The organism is Burkholderia sp. 22PA0099 (genome assembly GCF_047497165.1).
In the GTDB taxonomy this organism is placed as follows: domain Bacteria; phylum Pseudomonadota; class Gammaproteobacteria; order Burkholderiales; family Burkholderiaceae; genus Burkholderia.
The window spans coordinates 3,334,488-3,357,008 of record NZ_CP163164.1 but is presented as its reverse complement, the minus strand read 5'-3'; the positions used below and the strand labels follow the sequence as shown (position 1 = coordinate 3,357,008).

Below are 22,521 nucleotides of genomic sequence, written 5' to 3'. Positions count from 1 at the left end.
ACCTCGTCTGGCGGCATCCGAATCGATTCATCGGGGATTACGTTTTATCTTGAATAAAACGAACGCGCGACTTCGAGGTGCGGATCGCGCGGCGTTGGCGTGGGCGGCGAGCCACCGCCTCGCCGCCTCGCTCCATCAGGCCGCCGTGGCCACCGCCGCCGGCCCGGTGCGGAACGCGCTGACCAGCGTGCGCAGCGCGGCGCGCACCTGGCTGTCGGTGGTGGCCGAGTAGAGCACCACGTCGCGCGCCGGCAGCGCGGGCAGGCCGAGGCGCGGCCCGACGTCCTCGGTGCCGAGCGGTGCGACCCGGCGCGCGAGCGGGGCCACGGCCAGGCCCGCTTGCGCGGCGGCGGCCAGCGCGGGAATGCCACCGCCGACGAACACCTCCACCCACGGCACGCCCGCCGCCTGCAGCGCGCCGATCGCCATCGCGCGCACCCGGCACGGCGCGGCCTGGGTCGCCAGCCGCAGCGGCTCGCCGTCGTGCCGCACCCAGTCGGGCGCGGCCATCCAGCCGAACGGCTCGGCCTGCAGCGTGTCGCCGTCGCGGCGGCTGTCGTCGTGGCGCAGCACCAGCGCGGCGTCGAGCGCGCCGCCGTCGAAATCGGCTTCCACGTCGCGCGAGCTGGCCACCCGCATTTCCACCAGCAGCCCCGGATCGGCGCGATGCACATGCCGCAGCACCAGCGGCAAGTCCGGCCCGACGATGTGATGGCTGATGCCCACCTTCAGCGTGGTGCGCTCGCGCGCGAGCACGCCGAGCGCCTCGTCATGCGCGGCCAGCAGCGCGCGCGCCGAGCGCAGGAACACCTCGCCCTTCGGCGAGAGCCGCACCATGCGCGGCGTGCGCTCCACGAGGCGATGGCCGAGCCGCTCCTCCAGGCGCTTGAGCTTGAGACTGACCGCCGATTGGGTGCTGTCCAGCGCGTCGGCCGCGCGCGTGAAGCTGCGCAGGTCGGCCACCAGCACGAAGGCCTGAACCGCTTCGAGATCGAGTGTTTTCATCGGGAACCATTCGTTTTTGTCATCGTTGAAATATGGCGCGGCCCGTTTCCCGCCACCGGTCGGTGTGACACGCTATCGTCATCCGGCCGGGCTCGCAAGCGGCCGCCCCCCCATCTCACGAATCAGGAGCGGCGATGCCTTATCCGACCGACTCGGCCGATCCGGCCGCCCCGACCGCCTCGGCCCGCGCGCTGCCCGAGACGGCCGACGCGCGCGCGCTCGCCTGGCAGACGCTCGGCGCGCATCTGACCGGCCTGCTGCTCGGCGTGGCGATCCTGGCCGCCGCTACGGTGGGGGTGTGCGGGCTGTTGCGCCTTTTGTGAAGTTGAACGTGTTCCAGGCACGCGGTGGCGTGCCGCGCCGGCCCGAACGGTAACGGAGCCGGCGTGCTGCCGCGTCGGGCGAGATCGTTCGCCCTCGGCGCGGATGCTGCTATCGCGGCGGTTTCTCCAGTTCCGCGCGCGTTGGTCGTGTCGCGGCCTTGCCTCAGGCCGACGGCACGAAATCGGGCGGCGCGACGAAGCCGCCGTAAACCGCCTCGTAGGCGCGTGCGAACGCGATGGTGGTGCGGTCCTCCAGATACGCGCCCACCACCTGCGCGCTGATCGGCAGCGCGTCGGCGTCGAACCCCACCGGGAAGCTGGTGGCGGGCAGCCCCGGCAACACCGGCAGCCCGGCCCAATAGAACAGCTCGAAGAACGGCACCTCGCGCACGCCGTCGGCATAGGCGACCGGATAGGTGCGCTCGTCCTTCGGCTCGTTGCGGTTGTGATGGAACGCGGGCGTGGGCGCGACGGGCGTCAGCACCACGTCGTAATCGCGGAACAGCCGCTCCCAATGATGGCGCAGCGCGTGGCGGCGCTCGTCGGCGCGAATCCAGTCGCGATGCGCGAGCGTGGGCGCGCGCAGCCGCGCGGCGTCGGCGCTGGTGTCGTCGGGCGCGAGCCGGGCGAGCCGCGCCTGCTGGCCCGCGCTCAACGGCGGCGGCTCGGCCAGCGAGGCTCCCGACAAGGTACGGAACAGCGGATGCGAGGCGGCCAGATCGGGCAGCGCGCCTTCGGGCAGATCGGTGGCGAACGTCACCGGCGTGCCTTGCTCGCGCAGCCTCGCCAGCACGCGTGCGATCACCTCGCGCTCCGACAGGCTCGGTTCGACACCGGGCCAGGCATCGAGCACCAGCACGCGGAACGCGTCGAGCGTGGCGGCGCGCGCGGGCGGCAGCGTCAGGCGCCAGCCCTTGGCGGCCAGCGGCTCGCGGTTGACGAGCACGTCGAGCGCCAGTTCGAGATCGCCGGCGCTGCGCGCCAGCGGCCCGGCCACCGACAGGTCGCGGTCGACGATGCGCCCGGTCGGCACGCCGGTGCCATGCATCGAGACGATGCCGTAGCTCGGCTTGTGGCCGAAGATCCCGGTGAAATGCGCAGGAATCCGGATCGATCCGCCGATGTCGGAGCCGATCTCCAGCGCCACGTAGCCGGCCGCCACGGCCGCGGCCGAGCCGCCCGAGGAGCCGCCCGGCGTGCGCGCCAGATCCCACGGGTTGCCGGTCAGGCCGTACACGGCGTTGTAGCTTTGCAGATCGGAATTGTTGAGCGGCACGTTCGACTTGCCGATCACGATCGCGCCGGCCTCGCGCAGCGCGGCCACGGCATGCGAATCGCGCTCGACGCGGTTTGCCGCGAACGCGGGCGCGCCCATGCTGGTGACCAGCCCGGCCACGTCGAACGATTCCTTGACGGTGATCGGCACGCCGAGCAGCGGGCGGCGTTCGCCGCGTGCGAGCGCCGCGTCGGCGGCGCGGGCCTCGCGGCGGGCGCGCACGTCGTCGCGGATCGCGATCGCGTTGAGCGCGCCGTCGTGGCGGTCGATGCGCGCCAGCGCCTGTTCGAGCAGCGCCACGGCGCTGACGCGCCCCTCGGCCAGCGCGCGCGCCTGCTCGGCCGCGCTGGCGAAGATCAGCGTGGCAGTGGTGGTGTCGGCGGTGGGGTCGGCTCCGTTTGCCGCCGTTTCGGAAGCGGCAACAGCGGGAAGGTCGGTGATCTCGATGCTCATCTCGGTTCCTCGGGAATGCGAAGCGTGGCCGCTCAGGCCGGCGCGAGCCAGGTGTCGGAAAAATCGCCGGCGGTCAGGTCGATGCTGTTGTTGAGGTTGCGCACGCGCTTGTGATGGATCTGGATCGACGGAATGCTGACGATCGGATACACCGGCAGGTCGCGCCCGACGATCCGCTGCGCTTCCTTGAAGAGGCCGGCGCGGCGGCCCTCGTCGGTTTCGGTGGCGGCCGAGGTGAACAGGCGGTCCACATCCGGGTTCTGGTAATGGGCGGCGTTGATCCACACCAGCGGATGCCGCACGCCGTCGCCCCAATAGAAGCGCTGCACGCCCACGCTCGGGTCGTACAGGCGGCCCAGGCCGTTCAGGTTGATGTCGAATTCGCGCGCGGTGTACACGCGCTTCAGGAACGTCGGCAGGTCGCCGTCGAGCACCGTCACCTTGATGCCGATCTTGGCCAGCGCGCCGCGCGTGTAGAGCGCGGTGGTGCGCATGTCGTTGCCGGTCAGGTAGGTCAGGCGCAGCGCGAAGCGCGTGCCGTCCGCGCCGCGCGGGTAGCCGGCCGCGTCGAGCGCGGCGTTGGCGGCGGCCGGATCGAACGGGTAGCGGAACGTGCTGTCGTCGTAATAGGCCTGCAGCACGCGCGGCACCGGCGAATCGATCAGCGCGGCGTGGCGGTAATAGACGTTGTCGCGGATGAAGTTGCGGTCCAGCGCCTGCGCGATCGCATGGCGCACCTCGGGCTTGGCCAGCGCCGGATGCTCGGTGTTGAACTCGAAGAACTGGCCGTTGTTGAGGTAGGCGTCGTAGGTGTTGTCGACATGCAGCACGGGGTTCTTCGCGAGCCGTTCGATATCGGCCAGCGGCACGTTGTTGGCCACGTCGGCGTCGCCCGCTTCGAGCGCGGCCGACAGCGCCGCCGGGCTGCCGGCCACCTTGAACACCACGCGGTCGAGCAGCGGCGCGCCGGGCCGCCAGTAGTCGGGGTTGCGGCGCAGGCTGACGTAGCTGCCGCGCACCCATTTCTCGAAGATGAACGGGCCGGTGCCGATCGGCGCGGAGGCATTCGGGCTGGTGAGCGGATCGCCGTCGCCGTAGCGATGGCTCGGCACGATCGGCAGCTCGGCCGACGAGAACGCCTTGATCAGGTACGGCGCGGGGCGGCTCAGGACGATCACGGCGGTCAGCGCGTCGGGCGTGTCGATGCGCTCGACGTTGGCTAGGCTGATGCGCCCGCGCGGCCCCGACTTTTGTTGCGCGAGCAACGAGAACTTGACGTCGGCCGAGGTGAACGGCTTGCCGTCGTGCCATTTGACGTTGGGGCGCAGCTTGAACGTGTAGCGCAGGCCGTCGGCGCTGATCGACCAGGCGGTGGCCAGCAGCGGCTGCGGCTCGAAATGCGTGTCGTAGCGCAGCAGGCCCTCGGTCACCTTCGCGCTGAGGTTGCGGTTGCGCGTGTTGGTGTCGAGGAACGACACGGCCTGCGTGATGTCCTCCGGCACGATGTAGGTCAGCGTGCCGCCGCGCACCGGAGCGCCGGCGTCGGCCGCGCCGGGGGCAGGCGCGGCGTGCGCGTGCTCGGGCGCGAGGCCGGCGGCCAGCGTGCCGGCCCCGGAGAGCAGGGCGAGCGAGGAGGTCAGGAAATGTCGTCGGTCGAAGGTCATCGGTCAGGTTCGCAGCGTGGGTCGTGATGAGGTGGGTTCGGGGCGCGCCGGTCAGCGTTGCAGCCACGCGGCGGCGAAATTGCCGGCGGTGCCGTCCGGCGACACGGTGTGGTCGTGCACGGCGCGGTTGTAGACGGTCACGTATTGCGGCGAGAGCAGCGTCAGGTCGGGCAGGTCGCGCTCGACAATGCGCTGGATCTCGATGAACGCCTGCTTGCGGCGCGCTTCGTCGGTTTCGACGGCGGCCTGCGCGAACAGCCGGTCCACCTCGGGGTTGTGATAGTGCGAGCCGTTGGTGAACGGCACGCCGGGGCGGAAGTTATCGCTGGTATAAAGGCGCGCCACGCCCACCGACGGATCGAACAGGTTGCTCATGCCGTGCACGCTCAGGTCGAACGTGCGATCGGTGTAGATCCGCTTCAGGTAGGCCGACAGATCCTGGTTGCGCACCGTCAGCGCGATGCCGAGGCGCGCCAGTTGTGATCGCAGGTAGGCGCCGATGCGTGCGTAGGCGTCGTTGCCGGGGAACGGGTCGATGGCGAGCGCGAAGCGCGTGCCGTCCGCGCCGCGCGGGAAGCCGGCCGCGTCGAGCAGCGCGTTGGCGCGCGCCAGGTCGTACGGGTAGGGGCTGGGCGACGGGTCCGCATACGGCCCGCCGATGATCGGCGAGGCCAGCGCGCGCGCATAGCCGTCGTAGATCACGCGCCGGATCACCTCGCGATCGACCGCCGAGGCGATCGCCTGCCTCACTTCGGGATGCTTGAGGTAGGGATTGTCGAGATTGAACTCCACCCGCACCACGCCGCTTTCGAAGCCATAGCCACGGGTTTCGAGCGCGAGCTTCGGGTTGCCGGCCAGGCGGTTCAGCTCGGCCAGCGGCACCGGCGTTTCGCCGCCGATATCGACCGAGCCGTCCTCCAGCGCGATCGCGCGCGATTGTGCGTCGGGAATCACGCGCACGATCAGGCGGTCGAGATACGGTTTGCCCTTGTCCCAGTAATCGTCATTGCGGGCGAACTCGATGTAGTTGCCGCGCACCCATTTGACGAAGCGGAACGGGCCGGTGCCGATCGGCGCATTGTTGGCGGCCGCGTGCAGCGGGTCGGCGCCGTCGTACACGTGCTTCGGCACGATCGGCGTCTCGGACGCCGAGAACGCGTGGATCAGGTACGGCGCAGGTTTCGACAGATGCAGCACCACCGTGTACGGATCGGGCGTGTCGATCGCGGCGACGTTGGCGAAGGTGGAACGCGCGCGCGGATGCAGCGCGCGCAGCGTGGCGAGCGACCAGCCGACGTCGGCCGAGGTGAACGGCTGGCCGTCGTGCCAGCGCACGCCGTGGCGCAGGCTGAACGTGTAGGTCAGGCCGTCGCGGGCGACTTCCCAATGCGTGGCGAGCGCGGCGCGCGGCGTGAGATCGAGATCGTAGTCGAGCAGCCCCTCGGTCACCTTCGGGCTGACCTGCATGACGTTGGTGGAGGTGGTGGCGAGGTTGACGAGCGTGGTCGGCTCGGGCGTCACCACCATCGTCAGCGTGCCGCCTCGGTGGCTGTCGAACGCGCCGGCCGCCACCGGTTCGAGCGCGGCGCAGGCGGCGGCCAGCGCCAGCACGCCGAGATAGCGCGCGTCGAACCGCGGCACGAGGCGACGCGCGGCGCGGGCGATCCGCAGGGACAGATGCGGGACGATCATGAGGAATCCGTAGCGATGAGAAGGGGGTGTCGGGCCGCGCGTGGGTGTTCAGTGGCGCAGGCCGGCTGCGCGCAGGCGCGGCACGACTTGCGTGCCGAATTGTTCGAGATCGGGCGCGAAGTCGTAGAAGCTCAGTTGCACGCCGTCCACGCCGGCGCGATGCAGCCGCACGATCGCGTCGGTCACCTCGTCGGGCGAGCCGACGATCGTCACGTTGCCGCCCACCGCGCGGCGCGCAAGGTCGCCGCGCCCGGCCTGGTTGCGCCAGGCGTGGGCGTCGCTGTGGTAGCCGTCGAAGCTGCCCCGGGTTGCGTGCGCAACGATCGCGTCGCGGTATTCGCGCGCCTCGGCGGCGGTGTCGCGGCAGATCACCATCGGATTGAGCAGCGTGCGCACCGTGCGGCCGTGCTGGCGGCCCGCCTGCTTGACGCGCGCGGTGTGCGCGGGCAGCGTGGCGATCGCCGTCTCGATCTCGGAACCGGCCGGGCTGGTGATGAAGATGTAGTCGGAATAGCGCGCGGCGAACGCGATGCCCGCATCCGAGCCGGTGGCGTTCACCAGCAGCGGGCGGCCGTGGCGCGGCTTGGGCGTGACGAACGCCTCGCCGAGCCGCCAGGTCGACAGCTCCGGCGTGTACGAGAAGTTCTCGTCCTGCGCCCACAGTTGCTGCACGGCGTCGAGGAACTCGGCGGCCATCGCGTAGCGATGGTCGTGCTCGATGCGCGGCCAGCCGAACATCTCGTGCTCCACCGCGCGGTGGCCGGTGACCACGTTGATGCCCCAGCGTCCGCCCGAGATATGGTCGAGCGTGGCGTTGAACTTGGCGAAGTGCAGCGGATGCCACGGGCCGTACAGCACGTGGCTGGTGGCCACCAGGACGATGCGCTCGGTGATCGCCGTCATCGCGGCCAGCGACATGAACGAATCGAGCGCGTCGCCGGTGAATACGCCGCCATAGCCGCCTTTCGGCAGCCATTGCGACAGCGCGAACGCCAGATCGAAGCCGAACGCCTCGGCGCGCTGCACCAGCGCGGCGTTGTAGTCGAAGCTCCAATCGGTGCTGCGCGGCAGCGTCGAGGCGCTCCAGCCGCCTGCCTGGATCGGCACGAACAGCCCCAGCGCCAGCGGCTGCGTCAGCACGCGCGCCACCGGGCTGGCCGGATCGTCCACCGGCGAGCGCACCGGCACGAACGGCGTGGCGGCGTAGGGGCGGGTGGTGGCGGCGGGCGGGGCGGCGATCATTGCAGTCGGCGTTCTTGATTATTTCGAGATGCAAAGTAAATCACGCCCCCGTCTCGCTTCGCAAAGAACGAAAACTGCTAAGGGTTGGCGATTTTTCGGCGTTGATGCGCGGGCGGATCGTGCAGTGATATGCGAAACTCATCATTGCGATTCGATTCGCGCATGCGCGATTTTTCGCGATTCCTAATCGGCTTTTGTTGGTTGTCGCGCGGCCGGTTCGACCGTATATCTGTGCGCCCCTTTACCGATATCGAAGCGGAGACGATCTTGAGCATTCGCCCCATCCAGCGCGCCACCCTGCACACCTGGCTGACCCAGTCGGGCCTCGGGCCGGCCGATCACGAACTCGCCGTGCTCGACGTGCGCGATGCCGCCGCGTTCGGCAACGGCGCGCCGCTCTACGCGACCAACCTGCCGCTCGCGCGGCTGGCCGACGAGGTGGCCAACTACGTGCCGCGCCGCTCGGTGCGCGTGGTGCTGGTGGACGGCGGCGACAGCGCGAACGGCACGAACGGCGGCCACGGCGAGGCCGCGCAGGCGGCCGAGCGGCTCGCCGCGCTCGGCTACACCGACCTGTACGTGCTGGCGGGCGGCACGCGCGCCTGGGCTGCGGGCGATGCGCTCGGCCAGCCGACGTTCGACATCCCCGGCAACATCTTCGCGGGCAGCATTCGCGACCTGCGCGCCACGCCGTCGATCGACGCCGCGCAACTGCACGCGCTGCGCGAGGCGGGCGGCAACGTGGTGGTGATCGATACGCGCACGCCGGCCGAATTCGCCGATGCCCACGTGCCGGGCGCGCTCAACGCACCGGGCGAGGAAATCCTGCAGCGTTTCCGCGATGCGGTGCCCGACCCGGATGCGTTCGTGGTGGTGTCGTGCGCCGGCCTGCCGCGCGCGATCATCGGCGCGCAAACCTTGATCGACGCGGGCGTGCCGAATCGCGTCGCGCTGCTGGAGGACGGCACGGTGGGCTGGACGCGCGCATCGTTCACTCTGGAGCAGGGCGCGGATGCGAGCCGCGGTCGCGCCAGCGAGGAAGCGGTTGCGTACGCAACGGATCGTGTCGCGCAACTGGGCGAGCGCGTACCGGTGGCCGAGATCGATGCGGCCGGGCTGGCGGCGTGGCGCGCCGAAGCCGGGCGCACCACCTACTTGCTCGACGTGCGCTCGCGCGACGAATACGACGCGGGCCATGCACCCGATGCGATCTCCGCGCCGGGCGGCCAATTGCTCGGCATTACGTATCGCACGCTGGCCACGCGCGGTGCACGCGTGGTGCTGACCGACGACGACGGCACGCGCGCCCGCACCACTGCATATTGGTTGCGGCAGCGCGGTTGGGAGGTGGCGGTGCTGGCCGCGCACGATCGCGAATCGTCATCGCAGAAATATGCAAGCGTGAATTGAGCCGCCTGCGCTCGCTTGCTACCGTGACCGTTCGACCTCCGCCGAAGAAAGGAACCGGATCATGCTGATCAAGCAATACGAGCACCGCCTGCCGTTCGACTACGACATCGACCAGATCCGCGCGCGCGGCCGCGTGCGCGGCGCGGCCTGGGACGATGCGCAGGGGCTGGCGTTCAAGGCGTTCGCGCTGCGCGAGCGCGGCGTGCACGGCGCGCCGCATCACGCGTACACGTCGATCTACCTGTGGCTCAGTGAAAACGCGGCGGCCGATTTCGTGACCGGGCCGCGCTTCCGGCCCGTGCTCGAATCGTTCGGACGGCCCGAGATTCGCACCTGGTTGCCGATCGCCGTACAGGTGAACGACGCGTCGCGTGCGGCGCTGTCGATCTACAAGCACGAGTTCGAACTCGACGAGGAGACCGACCTGATCGGCCTGCGGCGCGCCGAAACGGCCCGCGCCGAGGCGGCCGTCACGCGCAAGGACACCATCGCGGCGATCGTCGGCCTCGACGTGAGCGCGTGGAAGCTGTTGCGTCTGGAAATCAGCGCCGCGCCGCTGCGCACGCCGGAGGCGGGCATCGGCTACGAGATCGCGTATCTGGCCGCGCCGGGGTGGCGCGGCGTGGCGGGGGCCGCCGAATCGGCTTCCGAATCGGCTTCCAACCCGGCTTCCGAATCGGCCTCCAAACCGGCCGCCGACAAGGCGCTTCGCACAGCGTAGCTAGGCCGTGGCCGGCGCCGCCAGGGCCGGCTTGAACTGCGGCCGGTGATCGACGATATAGCGGCCCGGCGGCACGCCGAACGCCTTCTTGAACATGATGATGAAGGCGGTGGTGGATTCGTAGCCGAGCGTCAGCGCCACGCGCTGCACGCTGATGCCCGCCGACAAGTCGCGCAACGCGACGATCAATTGCAATTGCTGCCGCCACCGGCCGAAGCTCAGGCCGGTTTCCTTCATGACGAGCCGGTCGAAGGTGCGCTCGCTCATGGCCACCTCGCGCGCCCAATCGGCGCGCGAGCGGCGATCCCCCGGCTGGTCGATCAACGCGTTGCACACCGGGCGCAGCTTCGGGTGCACCGTCAGCGGCAGCGAAAGCTGCTCGACGCTCGCACGTGAAAGCTGGCCGAGCAGCACCGCGCAGAACTGCGCGTAGGCCTCGTCGTCGGGAAACCGGTCGCCCTGATCGGCCAGGTGGATCACCATCTCGCGCACCAGCGGCGTGATCGACAATATGCAGGAATGCGAAGGGAGTGACATCGCATCCTGGTCGACGAACAGGAAGATGATCTGCGCGTCGAGGCTGGCCTTGTTGCTGTGCGGCAGGTTGCCCGGAATCCACACGCCCGATTCGGGCAACACCATCAGCAGCGCATCGGCCACGCGGCACGTCACGCTGCCGCGCAGCGAGATCACCAGTTGCGCCTTGCGATGCTGGTGCACGGGCTGTTCGTCTTCCACGGTGGACAGGTCGATGCGCAGCGCCATCGCCATGCCGGGCTCGACATCGGGGTCGAATTGCGAGTAGGAGCCGTGCAGGGTCTTCGTATAGGACATGGCGCGGCCGGTCGAAAAGCGGATCAATCACCGATTTATCCGCACGAAAACCCGGCTGTCAACGCGAAAAAAAATACCGGCGGCCCGCCGCGCGAAATGGCGGGTTATGAAGATCGATTGGCGGTTTGTTAAAACGACAGACGCAAATTGGCCCTCGATACTGGCTCCAACACATCACCCGGAGCGAGAAGGCCACCATGAACGCGCCAGCCGAAATCAAAACCATCCCGATCACCGCCGCCGACGGATGCCAGGACCCGGTCCTGCTCAACGACTGGCACGTGGTGGGCTATGCCGACGACTTCCAGCCCGGCACGATCTATCCGGCCCGCCTGCTGGAGCGCGACCTGATCGTGTGGCGCAGCGAATCGGGCGAGATCCACGTGTGGGAAGACCTGTGCATCCATCGCGGTGCGCGGCTCTCGAAGGGCTGGATCGCCAACGATCACGTGGTGTGCCCGTATCACGGCTGGGAATACGACTGCACCGGCAAGTGCACCAGAATGCCGGCCGCGCCCGACGAGAAGCCGATGAAGAAGGCGGTGGCGTTTCCGTACGCGGCGCAGGAGCGCTTCGGCTTCGTGTGGGTGTGCCTGGGCGAGCCGCAGGCGGATATTCCCGATTTCCCCGACTGGAACGATGCGTCATTCATGAAGGTGCACAGCGGCCCGTACGTGTACAACGCCAACGGCTACCGCGCGATCGAGAACTTCATCGACGCCTCGCATTTCCCGTTCGTGCACGCCGGCCTGAACGGCGTGAAGGACGACGCGGACCGCCTCGAACCGTACACGGTGGAAGAAACGGGCGGCATCCTCAAATCGTCGGAAGTGCGCGTGTTCCAGCCGGTGGGCGACGCCACCGGCCGCCCGTTGATCGCGTTCTACACGTATCACACGTTTGCCCCGCTGGTGGCCTACTTCCGCAAGCGCACCCAGCAATCGGACGCGAGCGGCAAGCCGGTTACCGAGCACTCCGATCTGTTCGGCACGTTCTTCACGGTGCAGATGGTGGACGACAAGCATTGCATCGTGCGCGTGTGCGCGGCGCTCAACGTGCAGCCGTCGCCCGATCCGCAGGCGGTGCGCGAGCGCGCCGACGTGATCTTCAACCAGGACAAGGACATCGTCGAGACGCAGCGGCCCGAGCGGATTCCCACCGAGCTGCGCTACGAGCTGCATCACCGCACCGACCTGATGGGCCAGCGCTACCGCATGTGGCTTCGCAACAAGGGCATTTCGTATGGCGTCATCTGAAGCCCCCAGCGAACTGGAACTGCGGCTCGGCGCGGTCGCCTACGGCGCGCAGGGCATCAACCTGTATCGCTTCGACGCGCCCGACGGCGCTGCGCTGCCGGCCTTCGAGCCGGGCGCGCATGTGGATGTGCAGGCTTGCGGCGAGCATCGCCGCCAGTATTCGCTGCTCTGGCCGCCGGCCGCGCCGGGCAGCTACACGATCGCCGTGCAGGTGGCCGAGGACGGCCGCGGCGGCTCGCGCGCGCTGCATTACGACAGCGTGGTCGGGCGGCATTACCGCTTGTCGATGCCGCGCAATCATTTCGGCCTGGCCGCCGGAGCGCGCCGCTACGTGCTGTTCGCGGGCGGCATCGGCATCACGCCGATCGTGTCGATGTACCGGCGCCTGAGGCAGGACGGCGCGGCGGTGGAACTGCATTACTGGAGCGCGAGCCGCGCCCGCACGCTGTTTCTCGACGAATTGCGCGATGCGCCCGGCGTGCATCTGCATCACGCGGAAACGCGGCAGGATGGCCGCTCGCCGCGCATCGGCGAGGTGATTCGCGACGTGCCGATGGATGCGCAACTGTATTGCTGCGGCCCCGAAGCGATGCTGGCCGCGTTCGATGCGGCCTGCGAGAACCGGCCGGAAGGCATGGCGCACCGCGAGCGCTTCGGCGCCGATGCGGCGGCGCTGCTGCCGGCCGATACGTTCCAGGTGCGCCTCGTGCGCTCGGGAAAAACGCTGACGGTGGACGCCGGGCAGACGCTGCTGCAGGCCTGCCTCGAAGCGGGCGTGGACGCATCGTATTCGTGCGAGGAAGGCGTGTGCGGCGCGTGCGAGGTGAGCGTGCTGGCCGGCGAGATCGTGCATCGCGATTCGGTCCTGACGCCCGATCAGCGGCGCGCGAACCGCAGCATGATGATCTGCTGCTCGCGTGGCGAAGGAACGTCGCTGGTGCTGGATCTGTAGCCCCACCGGGAACGGCACCGGAATACTGCTCAATACTCAAAGGAATCCTCATGAAAATCGGAATCGTAGGCGGTGGCATCGGCGGCGTGGCGCTTGCGCTGGCGCTCCAGAAGGCGGGCATCGAGGCCCATGTGTTCGAGCGCGCGCCGGCGTTTGGCGAGATCGGCGCGGGTGTGCAGATGACGCCGAACGCGGTCAAGGTGCTGCATGCGCTCGGCCTGGCGGACAGCTTGGAGGCAGTGGGTTTCCTGCCCGAGGCGATGATGGGCCGCAACTGGGACAGCGCGCGCCAGTTGTTCCGCACGCCGCTCAAGGCGATCTGCCAACGGCTGTTCGGCGCGGATTTCTATCATGTGCATCGCGCCGATCTGCACGCGATCCTGTCGCGCGACATCAAGCCCGAGAACGTCACGTTCAACGCGCAGTGCGAGCGCGTCACGCTCGACGGCGAGCAGGCCACCGCGCATTTCGCCGATGGCAGCCGCTTCACGGCCGACCTGATCGTGGGCGCGGACGGCATCCACTCGGCGGTGCGCGCCTCGCTGTGGGGCGAAGCGCCGGCCAGCTTCACGGGCCATATGTGCTGGCGCGCGCTGGTGCCGGTGGAGTCGCACCCGCTGCCGTTCGTCAGCCCGGACGCGTCGTTCTGGATGGGGCCGAAGGCGCACGTGGTGACCTATTACGTGAAGGGCGGCAAGGCCGTCAACATCGTGGCCGTCAACGAGAGCGCCGACTGGGTGGCGGAATCGTGGACCGAGCCGAGTTCGCGCGAGGAACTGCTGGCCGCCTACGAAGGCTGGCACCCCGATCTGGTCGAACTGTTCAAGCTGACCGACAGCAGCACCACGTTCAAGTGGGGGCTGTTCGATCGCGATCCGATGCCGCAATGGTCGAAGGGCGGCGCGACGCTGCTCGGCGACGCCGCGCACCCGATGCTGCCGTTCCTGTCGCAAGGCGCGGCGATGGCGATCGAGGATGCCTACGTGCTGGCGCAGGCGCTGACGCATTTCGAGCGGCTCGACGATGCGCTCGACGCCTACGAGCGCGAGCGCCGGCCGCGCACCGCGCGCGTGCAGCTGGAGGCGCGCGAGCGCGGCCGCACCTATCACCTGGCCTCGCCCGAGGAACAGGCGCGCCGCGACGAGGCGATGCGCCTGGAGCAGGAGAAGAACCCGAACGCGGTCGGCATCAAGGCCGAATGGGTCTACGAATACGACGCGGTGCGCTGTATCGAGCGCTTTCATCAGCCCGCGTGACGCGCATCGAACCATCGCTTGCCAGCCAACGGAATTGCCCATGCAGCCCATGACGAAGCCCTACCGGATCGGCCAGATCGTGCCGAGTTCGAACACCACGATGGAGACCGAGATTCCCGCGATGCTGACGGCGCGCGAGCGAATTCGCCCCGAACGCTTCACGTTCCATTCCAGCCGCATGCGCATGAAGCGCGTGGTCAAGGAGGAACTGGCCGCGATGGACGTGGAATCCGATCGCTGCGCGCTCGAACTGAGCGACGCGCGCGTGGACGTGCTCGGCTATGCCTGCCTGGTCGCGATCATGGCGATGGGGCACGGCTATCACCGCGTGTCGCAGGCGCGCCTGACGGCGCGCACGGCCGAGAACGACGCGCAGGCCCCGGTCATCACGAGCGCCGGCGCGCTGGTGGATGCGCTGGCCACGATCGGCGCGAGGAAGATCGTGGTGGTCGCGCCGTATCTCAAGCCGCTGACCGAACTGGTGGTGGACTACATCCGCGAGGAAGGCTACGAGGTGATCGACTACCGCGCGCTGGAGATTCCCGACAACCTCGACGTGGCGCGCCACGACCCGGAACGCCTGCCCGAGATCGTCAAGACGCTTCGTTATCAGGATGCCGATGCGATCGTGCTGTCGGCCTGCGTGCAGATGCCGTCGCTGCCGGCCATCGCGAAGGTGGAGGCGATGACGGGCAAGCCGGTGATCACGGCGGCCGTGGCCACCACCTACGCGATGCTCAAGCAGCTCGGCCTCGAAGCCGTGGTGCCGGGCGCCGGTGCGCTGCTGTCCGGCGCTTATTGAACACGTACGGACTACGGAGCGTTTCATGTCGAATCCCACTACGCTGATCGGCGGCGGCCATGTGCACGCCAACGGCATTCGTCAGCATTACTTGCGATACGGCGGCGAGGCGCTGCGCGCCGCGCACGACCCGGTGGTGATCGTGCCGGGCATCACCAGCCCGGCCGCCACCTGGGATTTCGTTGGCGCGTGGTTCGGGCAGTGCTTCGACACCTACGTGCTCGACGTGCGCGGGCGTGGCCTGTCGTCGGCCGGCGACGCGCTCGACTACAGCCTCGACGCGCAGGCCGCCGACCTGGTGGCGTTCGCCGATGCGCTCGGCCTCGCGCGCTACAGCGTGGCCGGGCATTCGATGGGCGCGCGCATCGGCCTGCGCGCCGCGCGCGCCAAACCGGCCGGGCTGGCGCGGCTCGCGATGATCGATCCGCCCGTGTCCGGCCCGGGCCGCCGCGCCTATCCGGCGAAGCTGCCGTGGTACGTCGATTCGATGCGGCTCGCGCGCGCCGGCATGACGGGCGCGGCGATGCGCGAGTTCTGCCCGACCTGGACCGACGCGCAACTGCAATGCCGCGCCGAATGGCTGCACACCTGCGACGAGCGCGCCGTGCTGGCCAGTTTCGACGGTTTCCATACCGACGATGTGCACGCCGACATGCCGCAGGTGTCGATCCCGACGCTGCTGATCACGGCCGGGCGCGGCGACGTGGTGCGCGCCGAGGACGTGGACGAGATCGCCGCCGCGATGCCGCAACTGGTGCATCGCCGCGTGGCGAACGCCGGCCACATGATTCCGTGGGACGACGAAGCGGGCTTCTACGCCGCATTCGGCGCGTTTCTCGGCACGGCGCTGCCGCCGCTCGATCCACTCGATCCGCTCAAGCAAGGGGAATGACATGCCGGTCAGCGATTACCAATTGATCGACGCCTGGAAAAAGGTGCTGCGCCTGTCGCGGCTCGAACCGGGCCAGACCGTCACGATCCTGACCGGCGCGAGCACCCATCCGCAAACGCTGTCGGCCGCGCTGGTGGCGGTGCAGTTGATGGGCGCGATCGTCAACCGGCTCGACCTGCCGCCCGTCAACGGCGAGAAATCCCTGAGCCGCGACGCGCTGGCCTATCTCGGCACCACGCCGCTCACCGGCAACCGCGCCGCGATCGCCGCGCTGAAGGCGAGCGACCTGGTGCTCGACCTGATGACGCTGCTGTTCTCGCCCGAACAGCTCGACATCCTGAAATCCGGCACCAGGATCCTGCTGGCCGTGGAGCCGCCCGAGGTGCTGGTGCGGCTGCTGCCCACCGTGCAGGATCGCGAGCGCGTGCTGGCCGCGCAGGCGCGCATCGCCGGCGCACGGGTCATGCACGCCGCGTCGGCGGCCGGCACCGATCTGCATTGCCCCCTCGGCGAGTTCGAGCCGATCGCCGAATACGGCTTCGTGGATGCGCCGGGCCGCTGGGATCACTGGCCGAGCGGCTTCGCGCTGACGTTTCCGAACGAGCGCGGCGCGCACGGCAGGATCGTGATCGATCGCGGCGACATCCTGCTGCCGCAGAAGCGCTATGTGCAGGACCCGATCGAGCTGACCGTGGAAAACGGCTTCGCCACGCGCATCGAAGGCGGGGTGGACGCCGCGCTGCTGCGCGACTACATGGCCGCGTTCGACGATCCGGAGGCCTACGCGATTTCGCATATCGGCTGGGGGCTGCAAGCCCGCGCGCGCTGGTCCACGCTGGGCCTGTACGACCGCGAGGCCACCATCGGCATGGACGCGCGCGCCTACGAAGGCAATTTCCTGTTCTCGCTCGGACCCAACAACGAGGCCGGCGGCGCGCGCACCACGGCGTGCCATATCGATGTGCCGCTGCGCCATTGCACGGTGTCGCTCGACGGCGAGCCCGTGGTGCGCGACGGCAAGACGCTCGACCGCTGACCCCGGGCCAACCTCTCAACGAACCGCATCCCTCCCATGTCCAACGACCTCGACACCTATCGCCGCCAGGGCTTTGGCTCGACGCTCGAACCGGCCGCGCCGATCGCGCTGCTGCTGGTTGATTTCGTCAACGGCTTCGCCGATCCGGCGCGCTTCGGCGGCGGCAACATCCCGGCCGCGATCGACAACGCGGTGCCGCTGCTGGCCCACGCGCGTGCGCGCGGCTGGCCGGTGGCGCACTCGCGCATCGTGTATGCCGACGACGATTCGGATCACAACGTGTTTTCGATGAAGGTGCCCGGCATGGCCACGCTGAAGGAACACGACCATGCCAGTGCAATCGTCGATGCGCTTGCACCGCGCGAGGGCGAACTGGTGGTGCGCAAGACGGTGCCGTCGGCGTTCTTCGGCACCTCGCTGGCCGCCTGGCTCGCGCATCGCGGCGTGCGCACGCTGGTGGTGGGCGGTGCGGTGACCAGCGGCTGCGTGCGCGCCAGCGTGGTGGACGCCATGCAATACGGCTTCCGCCCGTTCGTGCTGGCCGATTGCGTGGGCGACCGCGCGCTCGGGCCGCACGAGGCGAACCTGTTCGACATGGGCCAGAAATACGCGAGCGTGATGTCGCGCGACGCGGCGCTCGCGCTGTTCGACGCGATGCCGGCAGGCTGATCGCGCGCCTCGAATTCGTGCAGAAAACTGGCATGGATCCTGCAATACCCCACATGCTCGACAACAAGAACAGACGGAAGGGGGGACACGCTGTCCGGTAGTGCGCGCCCGACCACGAAGCGGTTTCGATCCGAAGCCGGCGCGTGTCGACGCTACGTCAAAATCATTCTGAAGAAAGGATTCGAGATGAGTTCCAGTGCGTTCAAGCTTCGCCCCCTCGCCGCTCTGCTCGGTGTGGTGTTGTCGGTAGCCGCCTTGCAGGTGCAGGCGCAAGACGTGATCGTCAAGGTCGGGGTGGCCGGCCCGATGACGGGCGGCAACGCCGCCTACGGCAAGGACATCGAGGCGGGTGTGAAGATGGCGGTGGCCGAGGCCAATGCGAAGCATCCCGTCATCAACGGCAATGCCGTGACGTTCCAGGTGGTGTCGGGCGACGACCAGGCCGACCCGCGCACCGGCGTGCAGGTCGCGCAGCAACTGGTGGATGGCGGCGTGGCGTTCGTGGTGGGGCACTTCAACTCCGGCACCACGCTGCCGGCCTCGCAGGTGTACGCCAAGGCCGGCATTCCGATGCTGACGCCGGCCGCCACCAACCCGGCCATCGCGCAGGCCGGCTTGACCACCGTGTATCGCGTGATCGCCAACGACGCGCAGAACGCCGGCGCGGCCGGCACCTATGCGATGACCGTCACCAAGGCCAAGCGCATCGCCGTGCTGGACGACCGCACCGCGTTCGGCCAGGGCGAGGCCGAGGAGTTCGAGAAGGCCGTCAAGGCGGCGGGCGGCACGATCGTCGATCACCAGTTCACCAACGACAAGGCCGTCGATTTCAGCTCGCAGCTCACGCACATCAAGAGCATGAACGCGGATCTGCTCTATTGCGGCGTGCTCGACGCGCAGGCCGCGATGATCGTCAAGCGCATGAAGCAACTCGGCATGAAGACGCAGTTCGTGGGCGGCGGCGGCGTGATGGACGCCGATTTCATCAAGCTGGCCGGCCCGGCCGCCGATGGCGCGATGGCGTGGGAATACGGCCATCCGCTCGAATCGACCGCTTCGGGCAAGCGCTTCGCGGGCGATTTCAAGAAGGCCTACGGGCACGACATGCTGGCCTACGCGTCGTTCGCCTACGATGCGGCGAACCTCGTGATCGCGGCGATGGAGAAGGCCGGCTCGACCGATCCGAAAGTCTTCAACGCGGCGATCAAATCGAGTACCTTCGACGGCGCGACCGGCACCATCGCGTTCCAGCCCGACGGCGACCTGAAGAACGCCGCCTCCACGCTCTATCAGGTGGCGGGCACCGAGTGGAAGACGGTGGTGACCAAGGCCGGCAACTGACGCCGGCCGCCGGGGCGGGCCGGGGCCGTGCCCACGGCCCGGCCGGTTCGCCCGGCAATGCAGGTTTCCGAGCAAGGCATTCAAGGTTTTCATGACGTCGACAACGATCAAGACCCCGCAGCGCGACTGGCCGCTTTACCTCGTGCTCGCGTTCGTCAGCGTGAGCTTCTCGGCCACCGGCCCGGTGGCGATCATCATCGCGGCCGCGCGCCAGGGCGGCCTGACGCTGCATCAAACCTCCTCCTGGCTGTTCTCGGTGCTGGCCATCAACGCGCTGGCCAGCATGGTGGTGAGCTGGAAGACGCGCCAGCCGCTGCTGTTCCTCTGGACCATTCCCGGCGCGGTGCTGGCCGGGCCGGTGATCGCGCAATACGGGTTTTCGGCCGCGGTGGGCACCTATCTGGTGTGCGCGCTGGTGCTGGTGCTGCTCGGCGTGACGGGCGCGGTCAAGGTGCTCGACCGCTGGGTGCCGATGCCGATCGTGATGGCGATGATCGCCGCGCTGTTCCTGCGCTACGTGGTGGCGATCGTCGACGCCACCGGCAGCGCGCCCCATGTGAGCGTGGCGATGATCGTGGCGTTCTTCGCGCTGACCTGGATGGAGCGGCACGGCCGGCGCAGCGTGCCGCCCGTGATCGGCGCGGTGGTGGCCGGCGTGGCGATGCTGGCGCTGACCGGTTTTCGCTGGCCGCGCGGCATGAGCGGCGAGTGGCTGGCCACACCGATGCTGGTCGCGCCGGTGTTCAACCTGCACGCGATCTCGCAACTGCTGGTGCCGCTGCTGGTGACGGTGCTGTTCGTGCAGAACGCGCAGGGCATCGCCGTGATCCGCCATGCCGGGTATCCCGCCTCGTCGAAGCTCGTGACCGTGTGCAGCGGCGTGCTGACCGCGCTGACGGGCGTGTTCGGCGGCTGCCCGTCGGTGCTGGCGGGGCCGTCGAACGCGATCCTGGTGTCGGACGGCCGCACCGGCCGCCACTACATCGCGGCGCTGATGGCCGCCGTGGTGTTCCTCGCGATCGGCTGCTTCGCGACCGGCTACGTGTATCTGCTGACCAACCTGCCGGCCGCATTCGTGGTGGTGCTGGCCGGCCTGGCGATGTTCGGCGTGCTGGAGAAGGCGTTCGTGTCGGCGTTCTCGTCGGCCTATCCGACCGGCGCGCTGGTGGTGTTCGTGGTGACCAGCGCGAACTTCAGCCTGCTCGGCATCGGCGCGCCGTTCTGGGGCGTGGTGGCGGGGTGCGTGGCCGGGCATGTGATCGACCGGCGGCGGGGCTGAGGCGAGTGCGAGGCGAGGGCATGGCGCCCCCGCTTCGGGTTCGCGCTTCGGGCTTCACTTCAAAAAATCGGCGCGCCGAGCCGCTGGCTCGCGCGCTTGCCGAACGCCTTCAACTGCTCGGCCAGCGGGCCGTCGCGCTTCGAATCGAAGCGGTTGTACGGCCCGATCGCCGTGACCACGGCCGCGATCTGGCTGTGCGCATCGAAGATCGGCACGGCGGTGGCGGCGATGCCGGGCACCATCAGGCCTTCGATCACCACGATGCCTTCCTCGCGCGCCGCGCGCAGTTCGGCCTGCAACGACGAGGCCGCGTCGGCGAACTGTTCCTGCAGGCTTTTCGGCTCGTGAGCCAGCACCGGCGCGAGCACCGGCATCGGCAGGTGCGCCGCGTAGGTCAGGCCGGTGGCCGAGCGCAGCAGCGGCATGGTCGCGCCGGCGCGCGTGAGCACCGTGACTTCGCCCACCATCTCCAGCACCCGCACCACGGTCGGCCCGTGGTTGGCCCAGACCGCCACGAAACAGGTGATGCCGGTGGCGTCGCGCAGGTCGGGCAGCATGTCGGAGATATTGCCCACCACGTCGATCTGCGCGAGCGCGGCCAGGCCGATCGCCACGGCCGCCGGCCCGAGCGCGTAGCGGCCGGATTGCTTTTCCTGGGTGGCCAGGCCGCTGGCGATCATCGCCTGCAGGTAGCGGTGCGCCTTGGCGGGCGCCATCGCGGAGGCCTCGGCGATGTTGGTCAGCGAGGCGGACGGGCCGAGGCTGGCGAGCGCCTTGAGGATTTCGGCGCCCGTTTCGGCCGATTGCACGCGGTGTCGAGGGTTCTTGCGGGTGTCGTCGCTGGTGGCCATGGGCTCGTCGGGGTGAACGGGGGATCGGGAAAGCCGCCAGTTTACCCCGAGCGAGGCGGCCGGTCGGGCACGTTTCAGGCGTCCGGGTGGCGCGTCGCGAGCATCGACGCGCGCTGCGCGAATTGCGCGTGCCATGCGGCCAGCGCCGGGCGTGCGCGCCAGTTCTGCTCGGGAAAGCGCAGGTCGAGGTAGCCGAGCGCGCAGGCGATGCTGATGGTGCCGATCTCCACGCGCGCGCCGAATTCAGGTGCCCACTGCTCGAAGCGGTCGAGCGCGGCCACCACCTTCTCGTGCTGGCCGTCGTCCCACGGCGCGTGACGGCCGCCGTCGGGCCGGATCACCTGTTCGTAGCGGCGCAGCAGCGCGGCGTTCAGCATGCCGTCGGCCAGCGCCTGCTCGCGCAGCGCGCGCCAGCGGGCGTCGCCGGTGGGGAACAGCTTGCCGTGCGGCGCATCGAGGTATTCGCAGATCACCCGGCTGTCGTACAGCGCCTCGTCGAGCGGCGTGCCGACCAGCGTCGGCACCTGGCCGAGCGGATTGTGCGCGGCCACCTCGGCGTTGCGCGAGACGGGGGACAACTGGCGCGACAGAGGCTCCAGCTCGATGCCGAGTTCGGCGGCGCACACGAGCACCTTGCGCACGAACGGCGACATCGGGGAGTAGTACACGCCGGGCGTGATGGATTGGGACGACATGGGATCTCCGGAAATGGGTTGGGCGCGGGCGCGATGCCGCGGTGGCGCTCAGGCGGCGGGCGGTTGCGCGTGCAACGGCGTGTGCAGCGCGTAATCGTTGCCGTGCGCGTGGGTCAGGTAGCCGGCGGTCAGGCCGCCGTCCACGTCGAGCACCGTGCCGGTGATATAGGACGCCGAATCGGACAGCAGGAACGCGATCGCCTCGGCCACTTCGCCGACCTGCGCGAACCGGCCGAGCGGCGTGCGATCGAGCATCACGTCCTCGCGAAACGCCTGCGGCACGCCGGCGGTCAGCATCGGCGTGTCCACGCCGTTCGGCGCGACCGCGTTGACGCGCACGCCGCGATGGCCCCATTCGGTGGCGAGGCTCTTGACGAGGCCGACCAAGCCCCACTTCGACGCCGCGTAGTTGGCGCGGCCGGGCTGGCCGCCGCGCGCGGTGATCGAGGCGAGGCAGACGATGCTGCCCCGGCCGCGCGGCAACATCGCGGCGGCGGCGTGGCGGCAGGTCAGGAACGTGCCGCGCAGGTTGATGTCGAGCACCAGGTCCCACTGCTCGGCGCTCATCCGTTCGGCGGGCGCGCTGCGCGCCACGCCGGCGCACGGCACGACGTCGGTGATCGCGCCGAATTCGGCTTCGACGCGGGCGACGAACGCGGCGATCTGCGCGTCGTCGCGCACGTCCACCACAGCGGAGAAGAACGGCACGGCCGGGCCGAGCCGCTCGTGCAGCGTGTCGAGGCCGGCCGGGTCGAGATCGGCGGCGGCGATGGCCACGCCGCGCGCGGCCAGCAGTTCGCACACGGCTGCGCCGATGCCGCTGGCGGCGCCGGTCACGAACGCGAGGCGTTGGGTGGGGTTGACGATCACGA

The 22,521-nt window shown here is 69.2% G+C and carries 22 protein-coding genes; 12 read left to right on the top strand and 10 right to left on the bottom strand.

Annotation, left to right across the window (positions count from 1 at the left end):
• Positions 1-135: 135 nt before the first annotated feature.
• The gene (locus AB4851_RS14690; protein ID WP_414447824.1) at positions 136-1,005 is read right to left on the bottom strand and encodes a LysR family transcriptional regulator; all 870 of its coding nucleotides are present in this window, start codon (positions 1,003-1,005) and stop codon (positions 136-138) included.
• Between the two features lie 134 nt (positions 1,006-1,139).
• Between AB4851_RS14690 and AB4851_RS14685 the strand changes: the two genes are divergently transcribed.
• Positions 1,140-1,328, top strand: a complete 189-nt coding sequence (locus tag AB4851_RS14685) for a hypothetical protein (RefSeq protein ID WP_414447823.1) — start codon at positions 1,140-1,142, stop codon at positions 1,326-1,328.
• 163 nt (positions 1,329-1,491) lie between these two features.
• On the opposite strand, the gene AB4851_RS14680 is transcribed toward AB4851_RS14685, so the two are convergent.
• The 5 genes from AB4851_RS14680 to AB4851_RS14660 all read right to left on the bottom strand — a co-directional run bounded on the left by AB4851_RS14680 (position 1,492) and on the right by AB4851_RS14660 (position 7,930).
• Positions 1,492-3,057 (bottom strand): amidase, encoded by a 1,566-nt coding sequence (locus tag AB4851_RS14680; RefSeq protein WP_414447822.1) that lies wholly within the window; start codon positions 3,055-3,057, stop codon positions 1,492-1,494.
• Positions 3,058-3,089: 32 nt separating this feature from the next.
• A complete protein-coding gene (locus AB4851_RS14675; protein ID WP_414447821.1) occupies positions 3,090-4,721 on the bottom strand; it encodes an ABC transporter substrate-binding protein in 1,632 nt (543 codons plus the stop codon).
• Between the two features lie 51 nt (positions 4,722-4,772).
• Positions 4,773-6,413, bottom strand: coding sequence for an ABC transporter substrate-binding protein (locus AB4851_RS14670; RefSeq protein ID WP_414447820.1), 1,641 nt, complete (start codon positions 6,411-6,413; stop codon positions 4,773-4,775).
• Between the two features lie 48 nt (positions 6,414-6,461).
• Positions 6,462-7,655, bottom strand: a complete 1,194-nt coding sequence (locus tag AB4851_RS14665) for an LLM class flavin-dependent oxidoreductase (protein WP_414447819.1) — start codon at positions 7,653-7,655, stop codon at positions 6,462-6,464.
• A 77-nt stretch (positions 7,656-7,732) separates the two neighbouring features.
• Positions 7,733-7,930, bottom strand: coding sequence for a hypothetical protein (locus AB4851_RS14660; RefSeq protein WP_414447818.1), 198 nt, complete (start codon positions 7,928-7,930; stop codon positions 7,733-7,735).
• Between AB4851_RS14660 and AB4851_RS14655 the strand changes: the two genes are divergently transcribed.
• Positions 7,923-9,065: a rhodanese-like domain-containing protein gene (locus tag AB4851_RS14655; RefSeq protein ID WP_414447817.1), complete on the top strand. Its 1,143-nt coding sequence runs from the start codon at positions 7,923-7,925 to the stop codon at positions 9,063-9,065. The two genes, AB4851_RS14660 and AB4851_RS14655, sit on opposite strands and share 8 nt — an antisense overlap.
• A 61-nt stretch (positions 9,066-9,126) precedes the next feature.
• Complete coding sequence (locus AB4851_RS14650) at positions 9,127-9,786, top strand: DUF4865 family protein (protein ID WP_414447816.1); 660 nt, start codon at positions 9,127-9,129, stop codon at positions 9,784-9,786.
• Here the strand turns inward: AB4851_RS14650 and AB4851_RS14645 are convergent, their stop codons facing one another.
• On the bottom strand, positions 9,787-10,620 hold the full coding sequence (locus AB4851_RS14645; RefSeq protein ID WP_414447815.1) for an AraC family transcriptional regulator: 834 nt from the start codon (positions 10,618-10,620) through the stop codon (positions 9,787-9,789).
• Between the two features lie 197 nt (positions 10,621-10,817).
• On the opposite strand from AB4851_RS14645, the gene AB4851_RS14640 reads away from it, so the two are divergent.
• From AB4851_RS14640 to AB4851_RS14600, 9 genes are all read left to right on the top strand, one after another.
• Positions 10,818-11,876: a Rieske 2Fe-2S domain-containing protein gene (locus tag AB4851_RS14640; protein ID WP_414447814.1), complete on the top strand. Its 1,059-nt coding sequence runs from the start codon at positions 10,818-10,820 to the stop codon at positions 11,874-11,876.
• On the top strand, positions 11,863-12,828 hold the full coding sequence (locus tag AB4851_RS14635) for a PDR/VanB family oxidoreductase (protein ID WP_414447813.1): 966 nt from the start codon (positions 11,863-11,865) through the stop codon (positions 12,826-12,828). Before AB4851_RS14640 ends, AB4851_RS14635 begins: the two co-directional genes overlap by 14 nt.
• Positions 12,829-12,878: 50 nt before the next feature.
• Complete coding sequence (locus AB4851_RS14630) at positions 12,879-14,084, top strand: FAD-dependent monooxygenase (protein WP_414441724.1); 1,206 nt, start codon at positions 12,879-12,881, stop codon at positions 14,082-14,084.
• A gap of 49 nt (positions 14,085-14,133) precedes the next feature.
• A complete protein-coding gene (locus tag AB4851_RS14625) occupies positions 14,134-14,886 on the top strand; it encodes an Asp/Glu racemase (RefSeq protein ID WP_414449199.1) in 753 nt (250 codons plus the stop codon).
• A gap of 25 nt (positions 14,887-14,911) precedes the next feature.
• Positions 14,912-15,778: an alpha/beta fold hydrolase gene (locus AB4851_RS14620; protein ID WP_414447812.1), complete on the top strand. Its 867-nt coding sequence runs from the start codon at positions 14,912-14,914 to the stop codon at positions 15,776-15,778.
• Position 15,779: 1 nt separating this feature from the next.
• A complete protein-coding gene (locus tag AB4851_RS14615; protein WP_414447811.1) occupies positions 15,780-16,814 on the top strand; it encodes a 2,5-dihydroxypyridine 5,6-dioxygenase in 1,035 nt (344 codons plus the stop codon).
• A 36-nt stretch (positions 16,815-16,850) separates the two neighbouring features.
• On the top strand, positions 16,851-17,483 hold the full coding sequence (locus AB4851_RS14610; RefSeq protein WP_414441727.1) for an N-carbamoylsarcosine amidohydrolase: 633 nt from the start codon (positions 16,851-16,853) through the stop codon (positions 17,481-17,483).
• Positions 17,484-17,669: 186 nt separating this feature from the next.
• The gene (locus tag AB4851_RS14605; protein WP_414447810.1) at positions 17,670-18,824 is read left to right on the top strand and encodes a branched-chain amino acid ABC transporter substrate-binding protein; all 1,155 of its coding nucleotides are present in this window, start codon (positions 17,670-17,672) and stop codon (positions 18,822-18,824) included.
• A 91-nt stretch (positions 18,825-18,915) separates the two neighbouring features.
• Entirely contained in the window at positions 18,916-20,103 is a 1,188-nt protein-coding gene (locus AB4851_RS14600) for a benzoate/H(+) symporter BenE family transporter (protein ID WP_414447809.1), read from the top strand.
• Between the two features lie 59 nt (positions 20,104-20,162).
• Here the strand turns inward: AB4851_RS14600 and AB4851_RS14595 are convergent, their stop codons facing one another.
• The 3 genes from AB4851_RS14595 to AB4851_RS14585 form a co-directional block, all read right to left on the bottom strand.
• Positions 20,163-20,954, bottom strand: a complete 792-nt coding sequence (locus AB4851_RS14595; protein ID WP_414447808.1) for an IclR family transcriptional regulator — start codon at positions 20,952-20,954, stop codon at positions 20,163-20,165.
• Between the two features lie 74 nt (positions 20,955-21,028).
• Entirely contained in the window at positions 21,029-21,649 is a 621-nt protein-coding gene (locus AB4851_RS14590) for a glutathione S-transferase family protein (RefSeq protein WP_414447807.1), read from the bottom strand.
• Between the two features lie 48 nt (positions 21,650-21,697).
• Positions 21,698-22,519 (bottom strand): SDR family NAD(P)-dependent oxidoreductase, encoded by an 822-nt coding sequence (locus AB4851_RS14585; protein WP_414447806.1) that lies wholly within the window; start codon positions 22,517-22,519, stop codon positions 21,698-21,700.
• Positions 22,520-22,521 lie beyond the last annotated feature (2 nt).